18 protein-coding genes are annotated in these 24,739 nt (G+C 59.2%); 10 read left to right on the top strand and 8 right to left on the bottom strand.

Annotated features, from left to right (window positions below; genetic code table 11):
* The first annotated feature begins 392 nt into the window (after nt 1–392).
* The 3 genes from CCHOA_RS00805 (at nt 393) to CCHOA_RS00795 (ending at nt 5,048) form a co-directional block, all read left to right on the top strand.
* Nucleotides 393–893, top strand: coding sequence for a universal stress protein (locus CCHOA_RS00805; RefSeq protein WP_245992155.1), 501 nt, complete (start codon nt 393–395; stop codon nt 891–893).
* 283 nt (nt 894–1,176) lie between these two features.
* On the top strand, nt 1,177–1,392 hold the full coding sequence (locus tag CCHOA_RS00800) for a DUF2613 domain-containing protein (RefSeq protein WP_123925802.1): 216 nt from the start codon (nt 1,177–1,179) through the stop codon (nt 1,390–1,392).
* A 23-nt stretch (nt 1,393–1,415) separates the two neighbouring features.
* Nucleotides 1,416–5,048 (top strand): alpha-(1->3)-arabinofuranosyltransferase domain-containing protein, encoded by a 3,633-nt coding sequence (locus CCHOA_RS00795; protein WP_123925800.1) that lies wholly within the window; start codon nt 1,416–1,418, stop codon nt 5,046–5,048.
* On the opposite strand, the gene CCHOA_RS00790 is transcribed toward CCHOA_RS00795, so the two are convergent.
* On the bottom strand, nt 4,937–6,121 hold the full coding sequence (locus CCHOA_RS00790) for an acyltransferase family protein (protein WP_164472333.1): 1,185 nt from the start codon (nt 6,119–6,121) through the stop codon (nt 4,937–4,939). The two genes, CCHOA_RS00795 and CCHOA_RS00790, sit on opposite strands and share 112 nt — an antisense overlap.
* Nucleotides 6,122–6,156: 35 nt before the next feature.
* Complete coding sequence (locus CCHOA_RS10590) at nt 6,157–6,303, bottom strand: hypothetical protein (RefSeq protein ID WP_164472332.1); 147 nt, start codon at nt 6,301–6,303, stop codon at nt 6,157–6,159.
* 65 nt (nt 6,304–6,368) lie between these two features.
* Here CCHOA_RS10590 and CCHOA_RS00785 point away from each other — a divergent pair, with 65 nt between their 5' ends.
* Nucleotides 6,369–7,997 (top strand): MmpA family trehalose lipid delivery protein, encoded by a 1,629-nt coding sequence (locus CCHOA_RS00785; RefSeq protein ID WP_123925796.1) that lies wholly within the window; start codon nt 6,369–6,371, stop codon nt 7,995–7,997.
* Nucleotides 7,998–8,382: 385 nt separating this feature from the next.
* On the opposite strand, the gene CCHOA_RS00780 is transcribed toward CCHOA_RS00785, so the two are convergent.
* Nucleotides 8,383–9,519, bottom strand: a complete 1,137-nt coding sequence (locus CCHOA_RS00780; protein WP_123925794.1) for a glycosyltransferase family 4 protein — start codon at nt 9,517–9,519, stop codon at nt 8,383–8,385.
* 115 nt (nt 9,520–9,634) lie between these two features.
* On the opposite strand from CCHOA_RS00780, the gene CCHOA_RS00775 reads away from it, so the two are divergent.
* Both CCHOA_RS00775 and CCHOA_RS00770 read left to right on the top strand, forming a co-directional pair.
* On the top strand, nt 9,635–10,054 hold the full coding sequence (locus tag CCHOA_RS00775) for a VOC family protein (RefSeq protein ID WP_123925792.1): 420 nt from the start codon (nt 9,635–9,637) through the stop codon (nt 10,052–10,054).
* Nucleotides 10,055–10,239: 185 nt separating this feature from the next.
* Nucleotides 10,240–11,127 (top strand): class I SAM-dependent methyltransferase, encoded by an 888-nt coding sequence (locus CCHOA_RS00770; protein WP_123925790.1) that lies wholly within the window; start codon nt 10,240–10,242, stop codon nt 11,125–11,127.
* A 70-nt stretch (nt 11,128–11,197) separates the two neighbouring features.
* On the opposite strand, the gene gnpA is transcribed toward CCHOA_RS00770, so the two are convergent.
* Nucleotides 11,198–13,438, bottom strand: coding sequence for a 1,3-beta-galactosyl-N-acetylhexosamine phosphorylase (gnpA, locus tag CCHOA_RS00765; protein ID WP_123925788.1), 2,241 nt, complete (start codon nt 13,436–13,438; stop codon nt 11,198–11,200).
* A gap of 181 nt (nt 13,439–13,619) precedes the next feature.
* Nucleotides 13,620–14,423 carry a DeoR/GlpR family DNA-binding transcription regulator gene (locus CCHOA_RS00760; RefSeq protein WP_123925786.1) on the bottom strand — a complete coding sequence of 268 codons (804 nt, stop codon included), beginning with the start codon at nt 14,421–14,423 and terminating at the stop codon, nt 13,620–13,622.
* Between the two features lie 835 nt (nt 14,424–15,258).
* On the opposite strand from CCHOA_RS00760, the gene CCHOA_RS00755 reads away from it, so the two are divergent.
* The 4 genes from CCHOA_RS00755 to CCHOA_RS00740 all read left to right on the top strand — a co-directional run bounded on the left by CCHOA_RS00755 (nt 15,259) and on the right by CCHOA_RS00740 (nt 20,078).
* On the top strand, nt 15,259–16,386 hold the full coding sequence (locus CCHOA_RS00755; RefSeq protein ID WP_123925784.1) for an ABC transporter ATP-binding protein: 1,128 nt from the start codon (nt 15,259–15,261) through the stop codon (nt 16,384–16,386).
* Nucleotides 16,387–16,598: 212 nt separating this feature from the next.
* Nucleotides 16,599–17,186: a hypothetical protein gene (locus CCHOA_RS00750; protein WP_123925782.1), complete on the top strand. Its 588-nt coding sequence runs from the start codon at nt 16,599–16,601 to the stop codon at nt 17,184–17,186.
* A gap of 259 nt (nt 17,187–17,445) precedes the next feature.
* A complete protein-coding gene (locus CCHOA_RS00745) occupies nt 17,446–18,663 on the top strand; it encodes a DUF4032 domain-containing protein (protein WP_123925780.1) in 1,218 nt (405 codons plus the stop codon).
* A 149-nt stretch (nt 18,664–18,812) separates the two neighbouring features.
* Nucleotides 18,813–20,078: a hypothetical protein gene (locus CCHOA_RS00740; RefSeq protein ID WP_123925778.1), complete on the top strand. Its 1,266-nt coding sequence runs from the start codon at nt 18,813–18,815 to the stop codon at nt 20,076–20,078.
* Between the two features lie 99 nt (nt 20,079–20,177).
* On the opposite strand, the gene CCHOA_RS00735 is transcribed toward CCHOA_RS00740, so the two are convergent.
* The 3 genes from CCHOA_RS00735 to CCHOA_RS00725 all read right to left on the bottom strand — a co-directional run bounded on the left by CCHOA_RS00735 (nt 20,178) and on the right by CCHOA_RS00725 (nt 24,479).
* Complete coding sequence (locus tag CCHOA_RS00735; RefSeq protein WP_123925776.1) at nt 20,178–22,403, bottom strand: beta-galactosidase; 2,226 nt, start codon at nt 22,401–22,403, stop codon at nt 20,178–20,180.
* Between the two features lie 176 nt (nt 22,404–22,579).
* A complete protein-coding gene (locus CCHOA_RS00730) occupies nt 22,580–23,524 on the bottom strand; it encodes a carbohydrate ABC transporter permease (RefSeq protein ID WP_123925774.1) in 945 nt (314 codons plus the stop codon).
* Nucleotides 23,517–24,479: a carbohydrate ABC transporter permease gene (locus tag CCHOA_RS00725; RefSeq protein ID WP_206425804.1), complete on the bottom strand. Its 963-nt coding sequence runs from the start codon at nt 24,477–24,479 to the stop codon at nt 23,517–23,519. Before CCHOA_RS00725 ends, CCHOA_RS00730 begins: the two co-directional genes overlap by 8 nt.
* Nucleotides 24,480–24,739 lie beyond the last annotated feature (260 nt).

Raw genomic sequence — 24,739 nt, 5'->3', positions numbered from 1 at the left:
CCTATTATCGTTTCGCCATTGTTTTTCACCACTGCGCGACGGTTCGAGGCTGTGGTGTGTCCACGGTTACATCAACCGTGGAGTGAAGCGCCCCCTATTATCACCTACCTGGTTGGGAAAAGATAGCTGCGGCCGGGCGGGTGGTGGGAACTGTTACCCAACAGCAATCGGAGAGTGCAGGTGTGGCGGCAGGTGTTTCACCTCCTTTCCGGCAGGGTATCGACCCCGATCTGCTAGATTGCACTGAAACAGCGGACAGTAATCGATTAGGCTTAGGCCACATGCTGGCATGACTGTTGTGCGACTTGCTCTCCTGTTGCTGTCGTCTTTCGACTCTATGGCGCTGCAAGATTGCTGCTTGTGCCGGTTTTCCCATCAATGTGACGTTGGAAGTGATCACTATTTCTGATTCGCAAAGCACAGTTGTACTTGTTGCGTTTGACGGCTCCGCGGAAGCGCAGCGTGCCTTGGTGCACGCCGCGAAACTGTTTCCGCAGGCGCTGCTGCAGATTGTTACCGCCTATGAACCGTTAACCCACCAGGCGATGCGGGCGGTGGGCGCCCCCGGGGTGGCTATGGTGGATCTGCACGGGGAGATCGCGGAGGCAGACACGAATTATCAGCAGGCGGTGGCCTGCGGCCAGCAGGCGGTTGCGGTGGCCGCCGAATTGGGGGTGGAGTGTGGCGCCCATGTGGTGGAGTCACCCCAGTCGACGTGGTCGGCGATTGTGGATGCCGCCCATGCGCTGCAGGCGGATGTGATCGTGACCGGTACCCGGCTGTCCAGCGGTGGATTAAAAGGACTGTTGAGTTCTTCTACTTCGGAAAATGTGCTGCATAATGCGGGTATGCCGGTGCTGATTGTGCCACCAGCAGATCATTCGCCCCGCTAGGTTTTTTTGCTGTTAGCCGCCGCGGTGTGGCGGCGGGAATATGCTGCGGGTGTGGGGTGTGGTCGCGCTCGCCGGTTGGGGTGACCGGGTTTGCCCACTGGCTACGACTTGGGTTGCTTGCCCGCCGGGCACTAGATTGAAAGCGATGATCGATCGCCGTGTTTCTCTGCCGTGAAGTCGGTGTGCGTACATGCTGGTGGTCAGTGAGTCTTGGCCGGCTTTTGTCGGCCGAATGTTGTATTGTTGTTGCCGTTATGCAGGCCTGACGCACAAGGAGGACGGGATGGCGTTCGAGTCGGATACTCTCACCCGGCGGACGATTGGTCCCGCACTTGCTGCGGCGGTTATCGGTCTCGTGGTGGGAATTGGTGCTGTTGCGGGGGTGGCAGCACTGAGTGAGGACAATAATTTGTCGGCGCAGACTGACACGATTATTACCGATCCGCTGCTGGGCGGCCCGGAATATGGTTCCCGTCTTGACGCGGAACCGCCTGCCTAACGGTTCCTAGGCGGTAGACACTCGTGGGTAACGGTGTGCGCAGCCGCGTAGCGGTGCTGCTCCGCGGCTGGGGTGTGCGTCGTCCTGTCGGGGAGCAGTTCCAGCTGCGGGCGATGCTTATTGTCCACGGGTTTGGGTTTGTGGTGTTGATGCTGCTTACCCGGCCTGGGGTGACGGTAACTGACACGAAACATGATCTGACGGCGGCACCGGGAAAGTTTTTGCGTGGCGCATGGCAGTTTGATTCGCCGCTGTTTCCGTTGGGGCAGATCCAAAACCAAGTGTATGGCTATCTGTTTCCGCAGGGCGCATGGTTTTGGTTCGCTGATCCGCTGCCGGATTGGATAGCGCAACGCCTGTGGTGGGCGCTGGTGTTGTGGGTGGCGTTTGCCGGCATGGTGTTGCTGTGTCGACGGGTGACGGGCTGCCCAGTGTGGGGTTGTTGGGCGGCCGGGTTGGCCTATGCGACTGCACCGCGAATGGTGGCAACAGTGGGCAGTATTTCTTCGGAGGCGTGGCCGGTAGCTGTCGCCCCGTGGATTGTGTTGCCGCTGGCCAATCGCCGGCTTGGACGCTATGAGATTGCGCAGTCACTAGTGGCGGTGGCGATGGTGGGGGCAGTGAATGCGACCGCGACATTGTGGGCTTATGTGCCTGCTGGTGTGTTGCTGCTCATGCGGATGTTTGGGGGCAACCAGGCAGGAATGTCGCGGCGGCGGATGTTGCGGCTTGCCTGCTGGTGGCTAGCCGGTGTGCTGCTGGTGAGCGTGTGGTGGCTGGTGCCGCTTTTCATTCTGGGGCGCTACAGTCCGCCGTTTACCGAGTTTATTGAGTCGGCGGCGGTCACTACCCGCTGGTTCAACCCCGTGGAGGTGCTGCGCGGCACCACACATTGGGTACCGTTTGTGGACTTTTCCCGGCCGGCAGCCGCCCGCCAGCGGCTGCTGCCGGCAGCTATTGTTGCCACCAGTGTCTGTTGGACGATAGGTCTTGCCGGGCTTATCGCCGCCAAACGGCTTCCCATTTCGGGGCGTGTAGCGGCACTGCCGCGCCCGCTCCGCCAGCAAACCATGCAGCATATGGCGCTGCTGCGAAGCTGGGCGGTGTTGTTAGCAAGCTGCGGGGTGGTGCTGCTGTTGGCTGCCCACGGACCGGCCGGTCCGCAGTGGCAATCATTGCTTGACGGGGCCGGTGCCCCGTTGCGGAATCTGCACAAAGCTGACGTGTTGATTCGTGTGCCGCTGTCGCTGGGGATCGGCTATGCGGCGCTGATCGTGCAGCAAACGGGCAATTTTCGGCTGCGCCGCCGGCAGCGGCAACAATCTGCTGCTGCCCTGCTGGTGTTAGTGGTGGCCTGTGCCGGCGCCCCAATACTGACCGGGCAAAGTGGGGCAAGCGGCGGTTGGCGAACAATCCCCGCCGCAGTGGGGCGCACCGCAGAGCTACTTAACACTGCCCCGAGCGCGGCAACCAGCGCCACCTTGCTATATCCGGCTACCCCGTTTGCCCGCTTCCAATGGGGTAATCCAAATGATGAACCATTACAGGCACTCCTCGCAGTCCCGTGGGTGGTGCGGGATGCAATTCCGCTGGTCAACCCGGAGGCGATCCGTATGCTGGACGGGCTGTATGCGATCCTGGCCACCCCGGCACAAACTATAGCGCCGCAGCGCAAACAGGCAATGCTGCAAGCATTGGGCTACAGCCATGTGGTGATCCGGCAGGATCTAGCGGACCCTGCCCAAGCCCGGGCGGCACGCGCCCTCTCCGCGCAGCTGCACTCTGCAAATATTCCTGTGCACACTTTCGATGCGTGGGAAGTGTTCGACTTACACGCCACCCCGGTCGCGCACCTTGCGGCATATGACGCGGCCGCAGTGGTGCCACTCGTTGGCGCCGGGGAGGCGCTTGCCCTGGTCACCGCACTGCTGGGGGAAAGCAGCTATGTGCCAAGTACTGCAACCGCACATCTGCCCGCGGATTCCCTGCCGCTGGCAGCGAATCCGCGCACTGTCGTCACCGACACCCCCATACCGGCCGCACACAACTATGCCCGGGTTGTTGATCACACCGGGGAGATCGCCGCCGACCCAGCATTATCGCAGGTGAACAACCAGATTGATGATTATCCTTCCGCCGCCGATCCTGCCCAAGTGGTACGGGAAGGATTCCGCATCACCCCCAGCAGTTCGGCAGGTTCGGCGACTGCTGTCGGCGGGGCACGCCCCGGCAGCGGCATTGTGGCATTAACTGACGGCGATCCGACAACCGTGTATCGTCCGGCACCCGGCACCCCGCAGGCAGCCACAATCTATATTGCCGCCGACAACCAGCAGCTGCCGCGCAACACGACAGCGATGGTGCCGGTCACCATCACCACCGCCGGCAGTGCGGTCACCATAGTGCGCGATCATGCACCAGATCCGTGGCAGTTGTTTCCAAACACCATCCCGGCAAACCTGTGGGATCAACAATCGGTGAACACCATTGCACCTTTTTCCACAGCAACCCTGCTGCTACCGGCCGATGATCCACAACACACCCATGTCACTGTGGTTGCCGAACAAGGCCAGCTTGCACTTGCCGACCTGGTGGTTGGTGACCATCCAGTCACCTATGCGGTGAGCATTCCCGGTTCCTATCAGCCGCTGGCGTGGGTTTTTCAAACCGTCAACAATCGAAGCCTTATTCGGACGCGACAATTTGTGCAGGCAGCCACGCGGGAATATGTGCCCGACAGTGACCGCTGCACCGGAATGCTTATTGACGGCGCCCCACTTGACTGTGGTGAGCCGCTGCAGCTTTCCCCCGGGCCGCACACGGTAACGTTCACCGGCTCGTGGGTAACCCTCACCGCCACCGACCTTCCCCTACCGCAGCTCACCCCAGTATCCGGTTCCAGCCGTGAATCACTGCTCGTTCCCGCCGCCTCCCAGGCGCGGATCTTGTTTACCCAGCGGGGATATTTACGCGGGCTACAAGCTACGGCTGGGGAAACACTAGTCGACACATTCCCTGGCGCAGGGGGGCTTGCCGCCGCACTGCTTCCCGCCGCTACTGCCGGGGCGGTGGATCTGCACCATGAAGCCAATCGGCTCTATCAGCTGGCGCTGGCTATTGGATTGATGCTGTGGCTCATTGTGCTCGGCGGATGCGGCATCATCATTTGGCGCCACCGGCGCACCCGCCCACCGGCCACCGCACACCCCACCCCGCCGCCGACAGCCACTACCTCCCCTGTGCAGGCGTTACAGCGCGACGTGGCCGACTATTTGGCAGCCCCGGTGAAAGACTGCAGTCCAAGTGTCGAATCGCGGATTGTGTACTACCACGGAACACAGCGAAGCAATGCGCTAGCCGACATGCTTCGCGGCAGCTGGTGGGCGCTGCTGCTGTGGCTTTGCGGCGGCCTACTTGGGCTGCTTATTGGGGTGGCCGTCTATCTGGTGACGAGTTTCCGAATCATCAACCGGGCACTCCTGGCCACCCTGGCAATGCTGGTGTGTGGACTGTGGCTTGCCCACGGCCCGTGGACTTCCCCGGTTTACGCCGGTGATGCCCCCTTTGTCACCGCTGTGGGGCTCATCGCCTGTGCATGCTTACTGGTCGATACAGTGCCGCTGAGTCGACGAAGGGGATCCTCCACCCACTCGTAGCTGGCATAGGCCACAATCACTGAAGCCATCCAGGTGACCGCTCCTATCAGCAGCGTATTGCCATGAAATGGGCTGATAGCACTCAACGCCATAAGATGCTCCAGCAGCGGCAGATGATAGAGGAAGATCCCATAGCTGATTGATCCCAGCCACAGCAGCAGCCCACTGGACAGCCAACGGTAAAACCAGCTGGTGGCTGGGGTAAACACCACCGGCCACACCCATGCGGCGGCAAACACTGTGCCGAGGAAAATTTTCGCCGCAAACTGTGCCCCAGTGGGATGTGCTAACCCGGGCGGTGCCACCACTGGGGTGGCTGCACACACCAGTGCCGCAACCCCGACAAGCAGCGGCCAGATAGGGCGTCGACACAGTACAACCAGCCAGCGTGGTGGGGCAGTCTCGTATTCGGCGGCAAGCATCCCCACAATAAACCAGGGTGTGTAGGCCGGTGGGAACAGTTGCCAATTCAGCTGCCAACGATGCGCCACTGCGTCAAATGGTGTGAGCAGCCCCCAGCTGAGGCTTAGCGCCGCCAACACCACCAGAATCCGTATCCGCACTGGGTGGGAGCATCGGCGCAGCAGGATCGCAGCCAGCGGCAACACAACATAGAACGCTACTTCCACCGCCAGTGACCACAGATGGGTCAGACCCGGTGCAAGCCCGTGGGGCACATAAAGTTGGGCGAATACCCCAGTTGCCAAAATGGTGCGTGGATCGACGCGAAATGCCGGCTGGTGAAATAACACGACAATGCCGATAAGCAGCAGATACACCGGATAAAGTCGGATGATGCGACTGCGGGTGTAGCGGCGCCATTGCCCCGCGGTGGGCGGGGTCGGGTTGCCGTAGCGGCGCCACAGCAGCAGTGCGGACAGGGCGAAAAAGACGGGCACGAAAAAATCGAAGCGGGTAAGGATTCGCCCCTGCCAGGAGTGGGCAGGTACCCCGGTTTGAAACGCCACATGGGTGATAAGAATCCCGGTGGCGGCTACAGCCCGTAACCCTTCAGCCGCCGGCAGAAACGGGCGGCGGTCTGTGGTGGTGGGGGCTGGTGGTGGACGGTGCACGGGCAGTTCTCTACGTCGATTTTTTTACAGAATATTTAAGTTGCGGTGGCTGACAGCGGACTTGTAGAGCCAGCGTAGCCGGTGGCCAGGGCTGCTGCACTATTGTCAAGAAGGTACAGGTGCAGTACCGCCAGCATCAGGGATGTTGCTACTTGATCTGATTGTTCATCATATTTTTCCAAAGTCGGCCTCATTGTCACTGTGCTGGCCGCCCACAACAACGCATTGTCGCTCAAGGAGGTGACAGGTGTCGAAGCCTGATGTGCGACCGAATCTGCTGGCGTCTCACCGATGGTGGATACTTACTGCTGCCGGCTGTGGGCTGGTGGTTGCGTTGGTGCTGTACCCTTTTGCCGCCCCCGGGGCGCTGCTGTGGCGTGACATGTCGATTCCCCCGCGGATGCTGCTGACTGCTGATGTGTTTGGCTGGTATGGCAGTTGGCCGCGGGCGGTACCGCAAGATGCAGTGCTGGCAATGTTGTCGCCGATTATTCCTGCTGATGTGCTTGCCCGCCTGTGGCTTGCTGCAGCGCTTGTGGCGGGTCTTGTGGGTGCATCCTGGTTTGCCTGGAGGACTACTGCCACCCGTCCGCTGCCGGTGCAGGTGGCGGCGGTGGGAACCGTGATGTTGTTGTGTGGCTGCAATGGCTGGGTGGTGGAACGTCTGCTGCAAGGTCACTGGTCACTGGTGGCTGCCGCCTGGCTGCTCATTGGGGCGAGTGCGGCACTGCTTGCACAACACCGCGTGGTAGCGCTGCTACTGGTGTGGTTGGCAACCGCCACCCCAACGGGATGGTTGTGTGTGCTGCTATGGATGGGATGTGTACTGCTGTCGTGTGGCGGGTTTTCCACGCCAGGTCGCCTGCGGGACGGTGTCGGTGCTGCACTGCTCCTGCTGACGGCGGCGCTGCCGTGGGCTGTGCCGCTGCTGCTGCGGCCGGCGGCAGTCAAAAGTAGCGATCCGCTCGGGGAGCTTGCCGCGTTTGCCCCGCGGGCGGAACACTCCCTGTCGGTGGTGGTAAGTCTTGCCGGATTGGGGGGTATTTGGAATGCGGCCAGTGTGCCGCCGTCACGAACTGTGCTGGTGGTGTGTGCCGCGGCTGTGGTGACCGTGTTGGCGTTTCGCCAATGGTCACATATTGCCCGACCATTGCGGCTACTAGCACTCGCCGGTGTGCTGCTGACAGTGCTGCCACTGGTTGCACCAGATGTGACCGGCTGGCTGCTGCTGCATGTGCCGGCGGCGGGAATCGTGCGGGATTCGCAAAAGTTTTTACTGCTAGTACTTCCCGCACTGCTGGCTGGGGTGGCAGCCTGGTTTCACAGCAGCACCGCGGGTGCACGACTCGTCCAACTTCTCCTGGTGGTGTTGTGTCTGTTTCCGGTGCCGGGGATGGTGCATGATATTGCAGTGCTGCGGCCAACGACACACTATGATGCCGCGTTGGTGGCAGCCTTTGACACTGCCCGCAGCCAGTCGGGGTGCCGACAGGTTATTGACGACAACACTGATCTGGTGCGCACCGTCTCCGGCCGCCAATTCGTGAATCCGGTAATCAAAGCAGTTGGGGCAATCCCTGCCGAAACGCTCATTGTTGATGGGCGAATTGTTTCTGGGGGTAATCCGCAGCAGCATGCCCTGCGGCAGGCCGCAGCAACCGGCGATCATGAGCAGCTTGTTCGTGCCGGGGTGGGGTCGGTGTGGTCGCCGGACGGCCAGCAACACACTGTGGTGCAACCAGTGTGCCAACCGCAGCGCACGACACTTGTCACAATCCGGGTGTTGACCTGGTCATGGTTGCTGCTGCCCGGGTGGATTCTTTTCCTTCAGTGGCGGCGCCGATACCGCCGTCGCCACCCAGTTGCGCGGCTGTGACTGCTGCTAGTGGCTGGTGTGCGGCGCTGGTTCGGGGAGCAGTTTTTACTGCAACCATCCCCACATGAAGTCCTAAAAACACTGCTGCGAAACTTTCGGCTGGCACAACCACAAACACCACTTGGGCGGCGGCTATACCGAACTGGCCGATCGCGCCACCGAAACCGACTGCGACCGTGGCCATCAGTGCAAGCCGGGTCGCGGTAACTAAGCAGATCACGTGCCACAGCGAGCAGCCGGAAACCGCCGCGTGCGCCAATATTTCCGACTCCTGGCGCACTGCGGGAAGAAGTTTGCATGATCGCTATTGTTGCCGCAGTTGGCATATATTTTTACTTTCCCCAAGTCACCAGCATCGTGCAGGGATCTTCAAGGGAAAGAACCACTACAGCAGGTGACCTGAACGGGTGACGGTGCGCTGCAGAAGGGCAAGGAAGCGCGCCCCGGTTTCTTCCCAAGAAAATTGGCGGGCACGGTTGCGGGCAGCAACCCCGAGCCGGTGCCGATAATCCGGGTGAGCGGCAAGTGTTTGCACCGCGTCAAGGAGTTCTTCGCGGGTGTCTACAAGCAGCCCGGTTTCGCCGTCAATCACCGAGTCTTGTAATCCCCCGGAGTAGCGGTAGCCGACCGTTGGCACAGCGTGCATTGCTGCCTCTGTGACGGCAAGCCCCCAGCCTTCTTTTTTCGACGGCATAATATGCACGTCGCTGGCCTGCAAGATGGCGTGTTTCTCGGCCTCGGGGATAAACCCGGTAAACCTCACCACCTGGGCAACCCCGAGTTCGTCGGCGGCGGCACAGAGCCGCTCATGCCACCAGCCTTCACCGACAACGGTGAGTTGCACCGGTTGCTGGGTGGCAAGCTGCTGCACCACCCACAGGGCGTCTTCGATTTGTTTATGGGGAACCAGCCGGGCTACACACACCAGCTGCAGGGGACGATCATCTACAGCCGGTAGCGGCAGTTGTTCAGCCATGCGGGACACGTCAACCCCGTTGCGGATGATTGCGATACGATGCGCATCCACCCCGAGGGCGACAAGTTCTGCTTTGGACGGTGCGGAGACGGTCACATATTGGGTATGCCGGTGCACCCGTGGGGAGACTTGTGACTCTAGCCACCAGCCGATACGCGCTAACACCGGTCCGGCAACAGGCCACTGCTGCTGGTGGCAGTGGTGGGTGAGCACAATGGTGGGTTTACCAAGGGCAAGCTGGGCGAAAAATGGGATGCCGTTTTGGGTGTCGATGACGGCGTCAACATCACGGTAGGGGCCGATACCGAAGCGGCCGGCAACCATGGCAAGGACTGCCCGAATATAGACGGTGTATTTTCCACCAAACCGGTGATGGATCACCCCGGCGCGGCGGGTAGTGGCCGGTTGGCCGGCCACCGCGGCACTGCGATAGATCACCTCATGGCCGTGAATGTGCAGATAGCGGGCAACCTCGTGCAGGTAGCGTTCAGAGCCACCCCCCTGCGGGTGAGTGGGGTCGCGCCAACACAGTGCCAAGATTTTCATTGCCAAGCTAGCCTAACGGGTCGCTGCGGTGTGGGGCTACTTGCCGACTGGTTGCCTCACCCCACCGGGTTGGGACAATAGCCAATTCAGCTCCTTGTCCTGCTAGGTTAGAACAATGTCAAATCTTCTTGCACCATATATTTTCCGCGCCGGCGATGCGGAAGCGATGCTGACGTTTTATCAGCAAGCCCTCGGCGGGGATCTTACCCTGGCACGGTTTGCCGATATGCCTGGCGACCATGGGGATGAGGTGCAACCCGACTGGATTATGCACGGTGAACTGCACACCCCTGACGGCTGGCTGCTGCTCGCATCCGATGGGGCCACCCCTGGTGGGGACACTCCGGGGGCGGTGACGTTGTGTGTGATGGGTTCGGATGTCGACCATGGCACCGCAGTGTTTCACAAACTTAGCGAAGGTGCCACCATCACTATTGCGTTTGAGCAACAGTTTTGGGGCGCCACCTATGGCCAGCTCGTTGACCGGTTTGGGGTGACGTGGGCGGTCAATGTGGGCCAAGGTAATCAGCAGTAGCCTCCTTGTGCGCCCGCACTGTGTGAGTGTTGTTGCAGCCTCCAACTGGTAGCAGCTGTCTAACTGCTGCTGTTGGTAGGGTGTCGTGCAGTGGTGTGTCGAGCCTGCCTGTCCGTCCTTGCGCAGTGGTGTACATGAGCCTTGGCCGCCTGTTGTGTTGGTTACTGGTGCTGTCAGGAGCTGTCATGGTTTTGCCGCGTTCGCGTATGCAACAGTTTGCCCGCTTGCCCCGCAGCTGGCGGCTGCTTCGCGCTTTCCCGCTTGAGCAGCAGCAACCGGCAGTGTTTTACCGTCTGCTGGCTAACGACACCGCAACCCTGCTCTCTCTGCTGTGGGAAAAGCATCATCCTGCGGGGATGTCACGCTTCGCAACAGCTGCTAATGCAGGTGCTGGTTCTGTCTCCGCCAACTTCGAAAACCGTGACCCGCTGGCGGGTTTGAAGATTTTAGACGTCGGCGGCGGACCGGGCTGGTTTGCCGCAGCATTCAGCGATCGGGGTGCAAGCTACTACAGTGTGGAACCTGACCACGCGGAGCTGGCCGCCACCGGCAGCCCGACGAGCCCATGTATCCGCGCCCGCGGTGAGGCACTGCCCTTCGCCGATAACAGCTTTGACCTGGTGTATTCCTCTAATGTGGTGGAACACACCCCCACCCCGTGGGCGATGGCCGATGAAATGCTGCGGGTGGTGAAACCCGGCGGGCTTATGGTGTTGTCTTACACAGTGTGGCTAGGGCCGTTCGGCGGCCACGAAACAGGGCTGATTCCGCACTATATTGGCGGCGAGTTTGCCCGCCGCCGCTATGAGCGGCGGCACGGCCATCCACCGAAGAATGTGTTCGGCCAGTCGTTATTTGCGGTATCTGCCGCCGCCGGGCTGCGCTACGCGAAACATGCCAGGAGAAACGGCACCGAACTCGTTGCTGCCTTTCCGCGCTACCATCCATGGTGGGCGTGGCCTGTTGTACATATTCCTGTTGTTCGGGAGTTTCTTACCAGCAATCTGGTGCTGGTGTTTGCAAAACCCGTAGCCGAAACATCGCAAGCAGATGGCGTGTCACGGGTCAAGTAGCCAGCAACCCCGGCTGTCGGAAAGCCAGCCAGTCCGGTGGCGCACACCGGACATGTGCTGACGTGTTCGACTACTTCCCCGCCGGGTAGGGCAGCCACCGGGAGCCATGTGCTGGCAATGTCAGCGACTCCCCAACCCCGGTAATCGTCGTGGTTACTGGCTGATCAGTTGAGTTCGCCACCAGCATGCGCTGCTGGGCAGGATAGACGGCAACATCCACTGCCGGATCGGCCGCCAGCGGCAAGTCGCACCCACCCAGTGGACGACCTGCTGCTGCGTGGAGCACGCCGAGCAGCAGCCGGGCACGGCCAGGACTATAGGGCAAACTGTGCACATACCAGGCCTGCCCTTGCCCATAGCGGTGGGATGCACACAGCACCCGGTTGTCGCCGACCGCAAGCAATTCCACGCTGTCACGCACCGGCACAATCATTGATCCATGATCTGGTAGCTCACCGAGGAGCGACACATCAACGCCCAGTGTGGCCGCAGGAGGCACACACTCCCAATGCCGATCAGTGGACAGGGAAAATCCGCGTTCCTTATCCACCCCAAACACGTCACACAAAGCAAAACAACGATCCGCATAGCCGGTGGTGGCTGTGGGTTCACCAACACCAACAATCCCCCCGCCGGCAGCCACAAATCGGCGAATCAGTTCACAAAGCACAGGATCATCCCACGCCGGACCGCCGCTAAACGCCTCCCCGGCGGCACCAACATTGATCAACACATCAACATCGGCAAGCACAGCCCCTTGCGACTCGATGACCTCGTCGAAGCTGATAAAGCGCACATCAACCGGCAGTCCGGCAAGAGCTTCCAGCACACCGACATAGCCGTCGGTGAAGGTGTACGGCAAAGCATGCGCCACCATGTGGGTTTGCCAAGAGCGGAGCTTGCCCCACGCATTGATCACCGCCACTGTCACCCCGGTAGTTGCCGGATCTTCAGCCGTGCCAGCATCAGCAATCGCCCGAAATTCGGTGACGATCTCCTCCATCACCTCCACAAAACCAGGGGTTTTCAGCGCCAAATCTAAATATCCGCCGTATCCCATCCGATCAAGTGGATGCCGCATAATCGCCCGGCGCGCCTGCCGCCACGACGTCCACGCCTCCCCTACTGGATCACCATCGGGGTTGAACACGTCGGGGAAGAAATAGGGCAGAAACCGCCCTTCGGTCAACGACACATGCTCAATGTCGCTGATCATGCGGCAGGTTGCTGCCGAACCGACCGAACCGACCACCGCATCAATCCCGCAGTTGGCAAAGTTCGGCCCATATGGTTCGGTGCCGATCCAGTTATCACCTAAGAACATCATCGCGGTGCGGCCATGCTGATGCACAATGTCGGTGAGTTCCGCGATCCGGTCGCACACAAACCGGCCAGTGAACTCCATCCAATCCCGATAGCGTTTCCTTGGCGGCCGAAAAGGACTGTTGTAGTAGCCGCCGTCGATGAAATCTTCCGGCACGAGTTCATAACCATATTCGGCAGCAAAAGCCTCCAGTGCGGCCGGCGACACGGTGGTGGTGTAGCCGAACCAGTCGACGTAGCGTTGCTTGCCTGTTTCGTCGAAAACCAGGGTGAAGTGATAGAAGAAGGTGGTAAACCGCACCACGTCAACGTGCGGGTTATCCCGCAGCCACTGGTCGAGCTGTTCCCGCTGATGAATGTGGGTTGCCGGATAGCGGGTGTCGTAGGGGCGTTCCTTTTCCCGGGTCGGATCACGATGCCAGCCGTTGGTGATGTAGTTGTACATTTGGGTGGAATCCCACAACTGCCAGGCAAGAAAGTTCACCGTGTATTCGTGGGTGGGCTGCGTGTCGCTGATGGTGACGGTCACCTGTTGGCTGCGGGGATCGTCATCTGGAAAATCATGTGCATCGGTGCGTGGCACACTAGTGACTTGCCAAGCGTCGGGGGTGATTGTCTCCCCGGTGGTGCGATCAATTACCTGCCAGTAGCGCCGCAGATCACAGGTGATGTCGGGGGCTATCTGCTGCGCAAAATAGCCGTCCATAATGTCAATGGTGAGGGTGGATGCAAACGCAGTCACCGGGTGACTCATGAGATAAATCCGGGTGGTTTCTTCCGGATGGGCTAGGGCATGGGCTTGGTCGCCGCGCGCCGGAAAGTAGGTGGCGTAGATCGCCACGTCGGCGCTGTGCGCTTCCCCGGGGAGCTCGGTGCCGTCGCTGTTGCGCCACGCATCAGCGTGCAGTCGGTCGGTGATTTTGTGCAGTATGTCATCGATGCCGTGTTGAACCGGAAGAGTGAGTCTGTTCGCCGGAAATTGCGACATGGTCGAAGGCCCCTAGAGAGATGCAGCGGTTCCTGGTGTGGTGTTGGCGTTTTCCCTGAATAATCAGGAAAACCCACCAATAATCTGCACTTTAGTGCGCAAAGTGGGAAGTTTCACGCAAAAACGAAAACTCTGGGGTGATTCGAAGTCGTGTGCTGCAACGCAGCCTCATAGGACGGGGCTAGCTGTTGTTGGCTGCTGGGTCGACGAGCAGCACTTCGGTGCGTTCCTGCAGCGCCGCCAACTGCTCGTCGCTAATTCCGTTGTCGGTGATCAGCGCCGCCAGATGACTGATATTGCAAATATGGGCGAACGCACTGGTCGTAAACTTCGACGAGTCGGTGATGGCAACGGTGTGGCGGGCTGCTTGCACCAGCCGGGAATTAATTGCTGCTTCCCCATCATTGTGGGTGTAGAGTCCCCGCTGCGGGTCGACCGCATCAGCCCCGATATAGAACGTGTCAATGTCGATGTTGCGCAGCATTGGTTCCGCGAGCGGACCGATCAGCTCATAGGATTGGGCACGCGCCACTCCGCCGATCACCACCAGCCGAACCCCCGGTCGCACCACCAAGTCGTTGGCAATATTGACCGCATTTGTCACCACTGTCAGCGGAGTGCGGGTGAAGGCTTCCTCCGCCGCGGTAGCAATGCCGATCTCATATGCGCAGGCGGTGGCTGTGGTGCCGCCATTTAAGGCAATGACCTGACCGGGTTTCACCTGTGCGGCAACAGCAGCTGCGATCGCTTTTTTCTCCCGGGAACGTTTCGTCGCTTTCATTCCCAGCGGAATCTCCCCGGAGGTGGCGTTCGCCATCGCCCCACCACGGGTGCGAGTCAGTAGCTGCTGATTCGCTAAATATTCCACATCGCGCCGTGCGGTTGCCGCCGACACTTCCAGCGAGTCGACCAAATCGTCGATGGTGACAAAGCCTTGCGCGGTGACGAGTTCAAGCAGACGGGTGAGGCGCAGTTGACGATTCATAGGTTCCCTCCATTCCAAGCTTGCATACGATCATCGGCAGGTTGGACAGCTCCCGGCACCGACTCATCCCGGTGCGAAATGCGGGCATCCTGGGGCTTGTGTCATCCGTTTCGAGAGCACTGAATTGCGGACTGATCACTTCGTATCATAAGTCGAATCGGTGCAATTCCCACGACTCACTGCAGCCCAGCAGGGCGCTATCGAGCAGGCTTGCAGCAGGTGCAGAAGCCGACTGATCCAACGATCGTCTGACAACTTCTGGATTGTCTGAAATCTCACAGGGCAAACGGATGTGAAAAGGTATTGCACTGTGTTTCGACGCTTCCCCGGGGTGTGTTCACCCGCCCGGTGCACTCACGCGCAGCCGCGGTCAGTTGCCGATCGGGTCCTTCTACAGCCTATGCCAGCTTATCGCCCTATCCCGTAACGTCCCCCTGGAGCAGCGGATTTTAGCGTTTTCTCTAGTGTTATTACACACTTTCAATACTCGGCGCTAGTGCCACCGCCAGGAAAGATTGAGCAGGAGTGGCGTTGTAGAACCAGGTTCGCCGTATTGCGGATCGGGCAAGGGAACGATGTTTGCTTCATCCCCCAACACCCACCCCCCGATTGGGCGATATCACAACTTCGCACCTGTCAGATATGGAACAATGTAACGCAGTGCGCCCAGTCGCCCTGAAGGTGACTGGAGTCACATACCTATTCACATAGTGTTTCTTGTCAGGGACGGCTTTTGGCGTCGGCCGTTTCACCAAAACCCGCCGATTGCGCAAGCCCCACACACTAAACACTCCACTCGGATCGTCCGGCACGTACCTGCCGGTGGAGGAACACCATGGCAACAGTAACTTTTGATAAGGCAACCAGGATCTATCCCGGTGCCGATCATCCTTCCGTCGACGAACTCGATCTGCACATCGCCGACGGCGAATTCCTTGTTCTGGTCGGCCCGTCCGGCTGCGGTAAGTCCACATCGCTGCGTATGCTCGCCGGTTTGGAAGACGTCAACTCGGGCCGTATCTTAATCGGCGACCGGGACGTCACCGACGTGCAGCCGAAAGACCGCGACATTGCTATGGTCTTCCAAAACTATGCGCTCTATCCGCATATGACGGTTCGGGAGAACATGGGGTTTGCTCTGAAAATCGCCGGCACCCCGAAGGATGAGATTAATCAGCGGGTGGAAGAAGCCGCCCAAATCCTGGATCTCACCCCGTATCTTGACCGCAAACCGAAGGCACTCTCCGGTGGTCAGCGTCAGCGTGTGGCAATGGGGCGCGCCATTGTGCGGAAACCGCAGGTATTCCTTATGGACGAGCCGCTGTCGAACTTGGATGCGAAACTGCGTGTGCAAACCCGCACCCAGATCGCTTCCTTGCAGCGCAAACTGGGTGTCACCACCGTGTATGTGACCCACGACCAGACGGAAGCGCTCACCATGGGTGACCGTATTGCGGTGCTGAAAGATGGCATTCTGCAGCAGGTCGGCACCCCGCGGGAGATGTATGAAGCACCAGCGAACGTGTTCGTTGCCGGCTTTATCGGTTCCCCGGCGATGAATATCGGCACCTTCGCGGTTGAAGGCAATCATGCAGTGCTAGGCCCTGCCCGGGTGGAACTCAGCCCGGCCACAGTGGCAGCGCTGACCCCAGAAGACAACGGCAAGGTGGTTATCGGCTTCCGCCCAGAAGCCTGTGACGTGGTCAGCGAAGAAGATGGCGTTTCCATTCCGGTAACCATCGACCTGGTTGAAGAGCTCGGCTCTGACGCATACATCTACGGCACCTTGGCGGGTGCTTCCGATGTGTCACTCGGTTCGGGTAGTGAAGAGACCAGCAACCAGATCATTGTGCGTGTTCCTCCACGAACCGCCCCTGGTCGCGGCGCCACCATTCACGTACGGATCCGCCCCGACCAGCAGCATCAATTCTCTGCTGCAACTGGCCGCCGCCTGCCCGCATAAACCGGCCTCGCTTTTATTCACTCGGTTACAGCCACCTTCCGCCTCAGCGTCCCGCAGCAAGGCGAAAGGTGGCTTCCGTCGTTTTCTGCTCGCTGCGTGAGAAGCACTCCGGGGACTATCCGACACAACAGCACCATGTGTGCAGCCCCCCGTAGGACAGAAAACTGTCGAACTCCTTTCGTATTTAGTCAATTCGTTATACAGTGGCTGCTATGCAAACTTTCAAACGAGTCCTCACTGGTGCTGTATGTGCCAGCCTCATGTTTACCGCTACCACCATGCCGGCACAGGCAAAAGAGTGGGGCTTCGCAGAGAAGAAAATCATCGAATTCGCTACCTCCATCGCTGACAAAAAAGCCGATGAGAAATGCTCCAACTTGAAAAACATCTATGGCAACAAGTCACAAGATGAAATCCGGGAACGTCTCCGCGAGCAGCGGGAAACCGACATGAATTTGGTGACCAACAAGTTTGCAGCCGCAATCTTCAGCCCAGAGCTCAAGGCGGAACTTGAAACGATCGCCGATCGTGGCAATGACAACTTAAAAACCCGCCTCATTGAGTGCAAGGTTCTCGAACCGACCGTCTCTGAAGCACTGGGTTCTTCCAAGGACACCAATGGTTCCTCCCTGCCAGGGTTCAACACTGACACCAATGGCAATAAGACCGACAATGGTTCCTCCGACAACCAGGGGCTTGTCGGCGCTGTCGTCATCATTGCCCTGCTCGCAGGGCTGGCTGGCGCGGTGATCTCCAACCCTGCGCTGGCGGCTCAGCTGAATATTCCAGTTCCCCGCTAAGCATTGAGCGTCTGCGCCCCCGTGGCGCGAAACGCAAGATAGTACGCTGTGGTCGACGACGTCCCGTTGTCAACCACAGCGTTTTTTCGTCCCGCTTTGTAAGCGTCGCAGCGGCAGGTTCTTCACCGGCACCTCACCAAGATTGTGAAGTTTCACATCCAACTGCGGAGTTAAGGAACTGCTGTGTCTGTGGGTGTTGTCGGCGCGGACAGGGGTAGCAAGATGCGCCCAGCCAATGTTGGAGAGTACAACAGAAGCTATGGCTCCGCTGTCGATTAATGCTGCCTCCCCTGACCCGCAGTTGATGAATCTTCCCTGGGATCGTCCCCTAGAGAAATGGCCTGTGCGGCTATTAGCAGCATTGCCGCGTGGTATTTCCCGACACACGGTGCGATTTGTCAATGTTGGCGACCAGGTGGTGGCAATTAAAGAAACCCCGGAGAAGATCGCCTGGCGGGAATACGACATGCTGGTTCGCTTGGGCAAACTCGGCCCGCCTATGGTGAGTCCCTATGCGGTGGTCACTGGCCGCACCACCCCCGGCGGGGAGCCTTTATTATCATGCCTGATCACTAAGCATCTCCCATTTTCGCTGCCCTACCGGGCACTATTTGCCGAAGATATTGATCCTTCAATGGCGGATCGTCTTATCGATGCGCTAGCGGTGCTGCTGGTGCGCCTTCATTTGCTGGGATTCTTTTGGGGAGATGTGTCGCTGTCGAACACCCTATTTCGGAAAGACGCCGACGGTTTCGCAGCCTATCTGGTCGATGCGGAAACCGGCGAGCTGCACGATGAGCTCACCGCCGGGCAGCGCAGCCACGATCTAGAGCTGGCGCGGGTCAATATTATTGGCGAATTGATGGATCTGCAGGCAGGCGGATTGCTGGATCCGGAGATAGATGTCATCGAAATTGGCTGTGCCGTAGTGGAATCCTACGAACAACTGTGGGAGGAACTTACCGGTGAAGAGACCATCGGCTTGGATCAGCGATGGAAGCTCACTGCTCGGATTGATCGGCTAGCCGAGCTAGGTTTCGACATTGGGGAGATGTCGATGGTGCACGATGCGGGCAATGAGGCGTTTGTGGTGCGTCCAAAGGTGGTGGATGCTGGCCATAATCAGCGACAGGTGAAGCATCTCACCGGATTGGATGTGCAGGAGGCACAAGCGAAACGGCTCATCGACGATATGCGCACCTTTGCATCCGTGCAAGGGTTGGGCGACGAGTTGAATCAGGCGGTTGCCCGGCTGTGGATTTTGGAAGCGTTTCGCCCCACCCTGGAGCTGGTGCCGGAGAAATTCCGCCGCCAATATCAGGAAGCACAGCTCTACCACGAGATTTTGGAGCATCGCTGGTATATCTCGGAGGCTGCCGGTGAGGATGTGGGCATCGATACGGCGGTTCGCTCCTATGTGACCCATGTGTTACAGCAGCGGGAGCATAAAGCCACGATTAGCGACCACGAAAGCTGACGGTGCACCAGCCCCAGTTGCTGGCAGTCGCTGCCCGGAGAGGCTTGGCCGACCTAAAGGGGGCATTCTGTTTTGCTATTGTGAGTGCGACTAGTCGGGATGTCGATTGTGTGCGGTCGACGAAATTGTCTTGCGAAAGTGGTGGAACTGTGTCTCGCTTTATCCGTCGAACCCCACGGGTAGTAGTGGCTGCAATCATGTCGCTAGCACTGAGTTCCGCGCCGATTGCTGTGCCAGGTGCGGTTGCCGAAGAAGGTATTGTGCCGGTGGGGCCGGCGCGGGAATCTGTGCCGCTTGGGCAGCTCACCGGCAATCGACAGGTTCCCACGAATAGTCGCGCGCAGGCGGCAGGATTGTATCGGGCGGTGATGACCCGTAACCCGGCTCGTGGCCAGGAGATCACCGACTCCGGATGTCCGCAACCACAACGGCTTGATGCGGCAACTATTCGCAATCTGTTGGCGCTCCACAACGCCTATCGGGCGTTTAATCACACTTCCCCGGTGACCCTGATTGATTCCTCCGATTCGATTTGGCGTGCCGAGCAGGCCGGTGCGGTGATGCATGCAGTGGACTATCTGCACAGTGGCGGCCGCGAACTTAGGCTCACCCATTCCCCGGATAGCAGCTGGTTGTGCGCCACCGACGAGGCGATCCGCGGGGTGTCAACATCGACGCTTTCTACGTCGGCGAGTGATGCCAATAATTTGCCGCAGCTGCTGCAGGTGAAAATTGCGGATGACGATTTGCCTGATCCGGGTCATCGGGTGCAGCTGCTGAGTCCGCGGCTTGCAGCGACTGCCTATGGGCTGGCCTCGGCACCGAGCAGCGACGGGACGTATTATTCGTTTCTTGCCGCACACACGTTAAGCAACGGGGTGTATCAGCAAGATGATGCTGGCCAGATTGTGGCGTGGCCTGCAGCCGGATATTTCCCGCAGGAATTGCTAAATTTCCGCACCTGGAGCATATATGTGCCGAATTTGCCGGCCGGGAAAGCATTCCCGGTAACTATTACCGGTGCAGACGGCACGGTGATCCACCGAACAGCGACTCGGTCGGCGTATGCGGCCAGCACCCTGATTTTTGAGGCCCCCTTCCGGTATGGTTCCAGCTACGCCGAGTCGGCGTATCAGGTTGCTATCGACCTTGGCGGGGGCGATAGTGTGCAGTATTCGGTGACACCGTTTACCGCGGATCCCACCGGCGACATTGGGAGGAATCCGAAATATGATCCCCGCCCCGGCACCACTGGCGGTAATGGTGTTGTCACCAATGATCTCAGCGGTGCTTCACGGCAGGCGAATTCTTCCGATCCGATGTCGCTGCTGCCGCTGCTGGTGACTTTAGCCATGTTTGCTGTGCAATATGGCCCACTGATTGCCCGCCTGCTGCCCCCACCACCGGCACGGTAACGCACCCCGCAGCAAGCCACACAGGACTAGCTGCGGCTATGCCGCTGCAGGAGTGGTCGATGGGTTGTTTTTGCGGTGGTTGCGCAGCTTTGCTGATGTCTAGAATCGTTCCGTGTTGAACGAATCATCGACGAAGTGCCGGTAGGTGGTGATGATGGGGGTTGCGTCCGCGCTGAGATGGATGGTGGCTGCGCTCACCGGGGGGACGACAGCTTTCTGCGCGCCGGCTTGGGCACCACTAGACATGAGCTCCATATAGACCGGGTCACGACCGTGGTTGAGGAGGAATTCGACATTGCCGCGGCGTACCCGTTCCACCCCTTTGGCCTGTTCCACATCCCGCACCCCAGGCTGTGCGTCGAGCAGCATGGTGCAAAGCCCATCCCTAAAGCAGGCGTTCGCGTCGAAACTGACATAGGTCACGCCACCGGCGCCGTGGATGCGATGCACGATGGCAGGGAGTCCGCCGAGTTCACCGGCAAGTACCCCTTGATACCCGTAGCGTGCCCATACTTCGACATCGGCGTCAATGCTGAGGGATTCCGCCCAGGTGGTGCCGCCGTAGCGGCTGTCGCTGGCCGGGTCTTGCCCAATGTCGACGAGGGTGGCTTCTTTTAAGGGTTGATGATGAAGTTCAATGTGAATGCCGAGCGGCGGACCTATCAGGTCACTACCGCCGGTGATCCGGTCGGTGAGACTATTGGGCGCCTCGTAGGGGCTATCCACAATGCGGGCTGTTCCATGTTCATTAAGACAGGTCGGCCAGGGTTCGTTGACTTTCACCCCGGTGAGTGACGCCAATGGATAACCGTCGCGTTCATTGTGTGCTTTCCCGTTGTTGTCCACTACCCCGGATGGGCCGGCGATAATGATTTGTACACCTGCTTCGGCGGCCTGCTGGAGTGTGTCGGCGAGCCGCTGATCCATAGCGAATAGCTCTGGCACTACAACAAGCAGATAGCGGCGCAGCTCGTCGACGGTTACCGTATCCGGGTTGACGAAATCACTGGTGTAGCCAGCCTCAAAGAGGGTGCGATGCCATTTGCGGGCAGCACTGCCGAATTCGTGTTCGACCGGACCGACACAGGACTGTCGAATCCATTCACTTTCCCACGAAAACAGCAATGCGGTGCATACTTTCGGCATACGGCCATGAACAACGGGAAGCTCTTCTAAAGCCGCACCAAGGGCGACGGTTTCTTTCCACACACGGGTGTTGGTGCCGCCGTGGGGCAGCATCGCCGAATGGAAGGTTTCTGCCCCACGAATCGATTGCCGCCATTGAAAGTGCATAATCCCATCGGCACCGTGTGCGATCCGCTGCATAGACCACAGCATGTTCACCCCGAGCGGTTTCGGGGCGTTGACGCTGCGCCACTGCACCGCTGAAGGGGCTTGTTCCATCAGGATGAAAGGCTGCTGTTTGAGACTGCGCATCAGGTCGCTGTCGAATGCGATCTGGGCTGCGGCAGCGCTACTGGCCGGGTCAGGATAGGAGTCGTCAGAGACCACCCCCACCATTGCAGACCAGAGCCAATAGTCCAGATGGGGGAACAGCCCCATGAAGTTGGTGGTGATAACTGGGGGTTCAAAGAGTTGTTCCCGCAGCACGAGACACTCTTGGGCGCAGAGTAGCCGCAGCATATGGTCAGAGAAGCGGCGCCAGTCGACCACCTGCACCGGGTTGGCGAAGGTAGGCAGTAAATGTGGGGGTTGGATCTCGTCGAAGGAGGAATAGGTTTGCGACCAAAATGCGGTGCCCCAGGTTTGGTTTAACGCATCAATATCGTTGTCGTATTTGACGTCTAGCCATTGCTGGAATGTTTCCGCGCAGCGCCGACAGAAACATTCATGCACATGGCAGCCATATTCATTGTTGACATGCCACATGACAATGGCTGGATGTTCACCAACGGCACTGACGAGCCGTTCCACGAGCGCTCGGGCACGGTTCGCATATGCCGGGGAGGTGGGACAATATTGTTGACGGGATCCGAATTTTAGACGTCGCCCTTGGGCGTCAACAGGTAGCGAATCGGGGAATTTGTGTGCCAGCCACGCCGGCGGGGAGGCGGTGGCGGTAGCCATATCGACGGCGATTCCGGCAGCGTGAAGCCGGTCAAGAATGTCGATGAGCCACTGCATCTCATACTGGCCGGGGCTGGGTTCAAGTTTCGCCCAAGCGAACACCCCAAGGGTCACCAAGTTGACTTTCGCCTCCTGCATGAGGCGAATGTCTTCAGCTAACACTGCCGGATCATCCCATTGTTCCGGGTTGTAGTCCCCACCGTAGAATACGGTTTGGTCAGGATGGAAGAAAGCCATTGATGGTTACCTTTGCGGGGTGTCGATTTTTCAGTGAACACCATACAGTGATCCGGGGTTCCCGGGAGGGGGATTGCGCCGCCAAGCGGGACGAGCAACTCTGCTGACCAGGGTCTAGTCGCCGGCGGGATCCCGGCAGGTCACTGTCGGGTGCCGGCGACTGGCCGCAGGTGTGGCTATCCCTTCACTGAGCCGGCAGCCAACCCGGACTGCCAGAATCGTTGCAGGAAGGTGAACAATACTACGACCGGGGCGATAGCCATCAGTGCCCCGAGGAGTACTTGTCCCTTGTCCGGGTCGAAGTAGGCCAGCATTCCGTAGAGGGCGACGGTGACTGGTTTTTGTGATTCGTCGGTCATCATGATCAACGGCAGCAGGAAGTTGTTCCAGGTGGCGACGAAAATGAAGAGGAAAATGGTCACCATAGCGGGGGCGAGTAGGCGCAGCACCATGGTGAAGAATATGCGGAATTCGCCGGCACCGTCGATGCGGGCTGCTTCTAAGAGCTCGTCGGGCACGGAGGCTTCCACATACACCCGGGCAAGGAACACGCCGAAGGGGGACACTGCAGAGGGGATGATGACAGCCAGCGGATTGTTCAACAGACCAAATTCGCTGAACAGTAGATACAGCGGCACGCTGAGCAGCGCGACCGGCATGAGCAGGCCGGCCATGATGCAGCCTTGGACGAGAGCTGAGCCGCGGAATTTAAATTTGCTCAACGCATAGCCGGCCATCACTGATACCAGTACCCCAATAACCCCGGCGGATACCGAGTACAGCACTGAGTTGCCGACCCACCGCCAATAGTGGCCGTGGGAGGCGGAATAGGCCATCAGCCCTTGATAGTTTTCCACCAGGTGGAAGCCACCAATGTTGCGGCCGTTCGCGGTTTGGGGGGCGAACCAGAAACCGTTGGATTCGGTGAGCCCGTTATCGGATTTTGTCGCAGATATCAGTAGCCAATACACCGGCAGCATAAAGTAGATTGCCACGATAAGCAGGGCAGCCCGGATGATGACTGTGGTGAGTGGTTTCGGTTTGAGCGACTGGGGCACATTGCCTTTCGATGGCGTATAGGTGCGCCCGTCGGGCAGGGTTGCCGTGTTTTCCCTAGTCATTGCTTGGTGCCACCTTCCGTTGAATAAGCGCGTAGAGCAGCGCCAGAACACCGGCGATGATGGCCATCACGAGGGATACTGCGGCAGCAGGGCCGGCACCGGATACACCGCCGACTGTGACTTGGTTGTTCTTAATCGCGAGCGCCATGAGCATTGGCATGTAGTCCGATGGCAGGGCAGCGACTTTTTGGAACATGGCTGGTTCGTTAAATAGCTGAATGGTGCCGATGATCGACAGCAGGACGGTCAGCAGGACTGCCGAGGACAGCATGGGGATTTTGATTTTCGTGTTGAGCTGCCATTCGCTGGCGCCGTCGATGCGGGCAGCCTCGTAGAGTTCCGTGGGCACGGACTGCAGGGCAGAGTAGAAGATCAGCATGTTGTAGCCGGTGTATGTCCAGGTGGTGACATTGGCCATCGACCACAACACCACATTGTGGTCAAACAGGTTGGGGCTGATACCGAAGAGTTGGAAGATCGGTGACACATCTGGTGTGTAGAGATAGATCCAGATGATGGCGGCGATGATGCCGGGGATGGCGTAGGGCAGGAAGTACAGCAGCCGGTACAGCTTTTGATGCCGGGCGGCGACCGAATCAAGTACGAGCGCTAAGACGAGGGCGATGAGGATCATGATCGGGATTTGTACGATCCCGAAGAGGAACACTCGCCCCATGCCGCGCCAAAAGTTGGGTGCGGTGACCGCATTGCGGAAGTTTTCTAATCCGACGAATTGGCGGCTGAGTTCGCCGCCGCCGTAAGCGCCGCCGCCGGAGACTTTCATTTGGAAGAAGGCCTCGTATGCGGAGACGAAAATCGGGACGATAAAAACGATGAGGAATAAGAAAGCGAACGGCGCGAGGAAAATCCAGCCGTACATGGCACGTCGCCGGGCGCGGGCACGAATGTAGGCCTCGTTTGACCGGGCGGGTGGTGCGGTGGTGGGGGTGGTCACGACGAAAAGTCCTTCCCTCCTGCGTTGGGAAAAATCCGTGTGTGTGCTGTGGTGCAGTCGTTGAGTGTGTGGTGCGGATGGTGGTGTTGTTGACTGCGGGGCGTGGCACCGGTGAGGAAGGATAGGGATACTTCGCGGTGGGTGGTGACAACAACGCCCTTGCTGTGTTGTTTTGTATATCTCAGATGTGCAGCTTTTGCGGGTGGGGTGCTACCGGGCAGGATCAACAGGGCGCTGATCCTGCCCGGGTTCGGGGCTAT

Origin of the sequence: Corynebacterium choanae (assembly GCF_003813965.1) — a bacterium.
Lineage (GTDB): Bacteria > Actinomycetota > Actinomycetes > Mycobacteriales > Mycobacteriaceae > Corynebacterium > Corynebacterium choanae.
This window is presented reverse-complemented; position numbering and strand designations above follow the sequence as displayed.

What these genes read in the sequence shown, in the direction of transcription:
- CCHOA_RS00800 (WP_123925802.1), top strand. Translation starts at nt 1,177, where the DNA reads ATGGCGTTCGAGTCGGATACTCTCACCCGGCGGACGATTGGTCCCGCA.
- CCHOA_RS00780 (WP_123925794.1), bottom strand. Translation starts at nt 9,519, where the DNA reads ATGAAAATCTTGGCACTGTGTTGGCGCGACCCCACTCACCCGCAGGGG.
- CCHOA_RS00775 (WP_123925792.1), top strand. Translation starts at nt 9,635, where the DNA reads ATGTCAAATCTTCTTGCACCATATATTTTCCGCGCCGGCGATGCGGAA.
- CCHOA_RS00770 (WP_123925790.1), top strand. Translation starts at nt 10,240, where the DNA reads ATGGTTTTGCCGCGTTCGCGTATGCAACAGTTTGCCCGCTTGCCCCGC.
- gnpA (WP_123925788.1), bottom strand. Translation starts at nt 13,438, where the DNA reads ATGTCGCAATTTCCGGCGAACAGACTCACTCTTCCGGTTCAACACGGC.
- CCHOA_RS00760 (WP_123925786.1), bottom strand. Translation starts at nt 14,423, where the DNA reads ATGAATCGTCAACTGCGCCTCACCCGTCTGCTTGAACTCGTCACCGCG.
- CCHOA_RS00755 (WP_123925784.1), top strand. Translation starts at nt 15,259, where the DNA reads ATGGCAACAGTAACTTTTGATAAGGCAACCAGGATCTATCCCGGTGCC.
- CCHOA_RS00750 (WP_123925782.1), top strand. Translation starts at nt 16,599, where the DNA reads ATGCAAACTTTCAAACGAGTCCTCACTGGTGCTGTATGTGCCAGCCTC.
- CCHOA_RS00745 (WP_123925780.1), top strand. Translation starts at nt 17,446, where the DNA reads ATGGCTCCGCTGTCGATTAATGCTGCCTCCCCTGACCCGCAGTTGATG.
- CCHOA_RS00735 (WP_123925776.1), bottom strand. Translation starts at nt 22,403, where the DNA reads ATGGCTTTCTTCCATCCTGACCAAACCGTATTCTACGGTGGGGACTAC.
- CCHOA_RS00730 (WP_123925774.1), bottom strand. Translation starts at nt 23,524, where the DNA reads ATGACTAGGGAAAACACGGCAACCCTGCCCGACGGGCGCACCTATACG.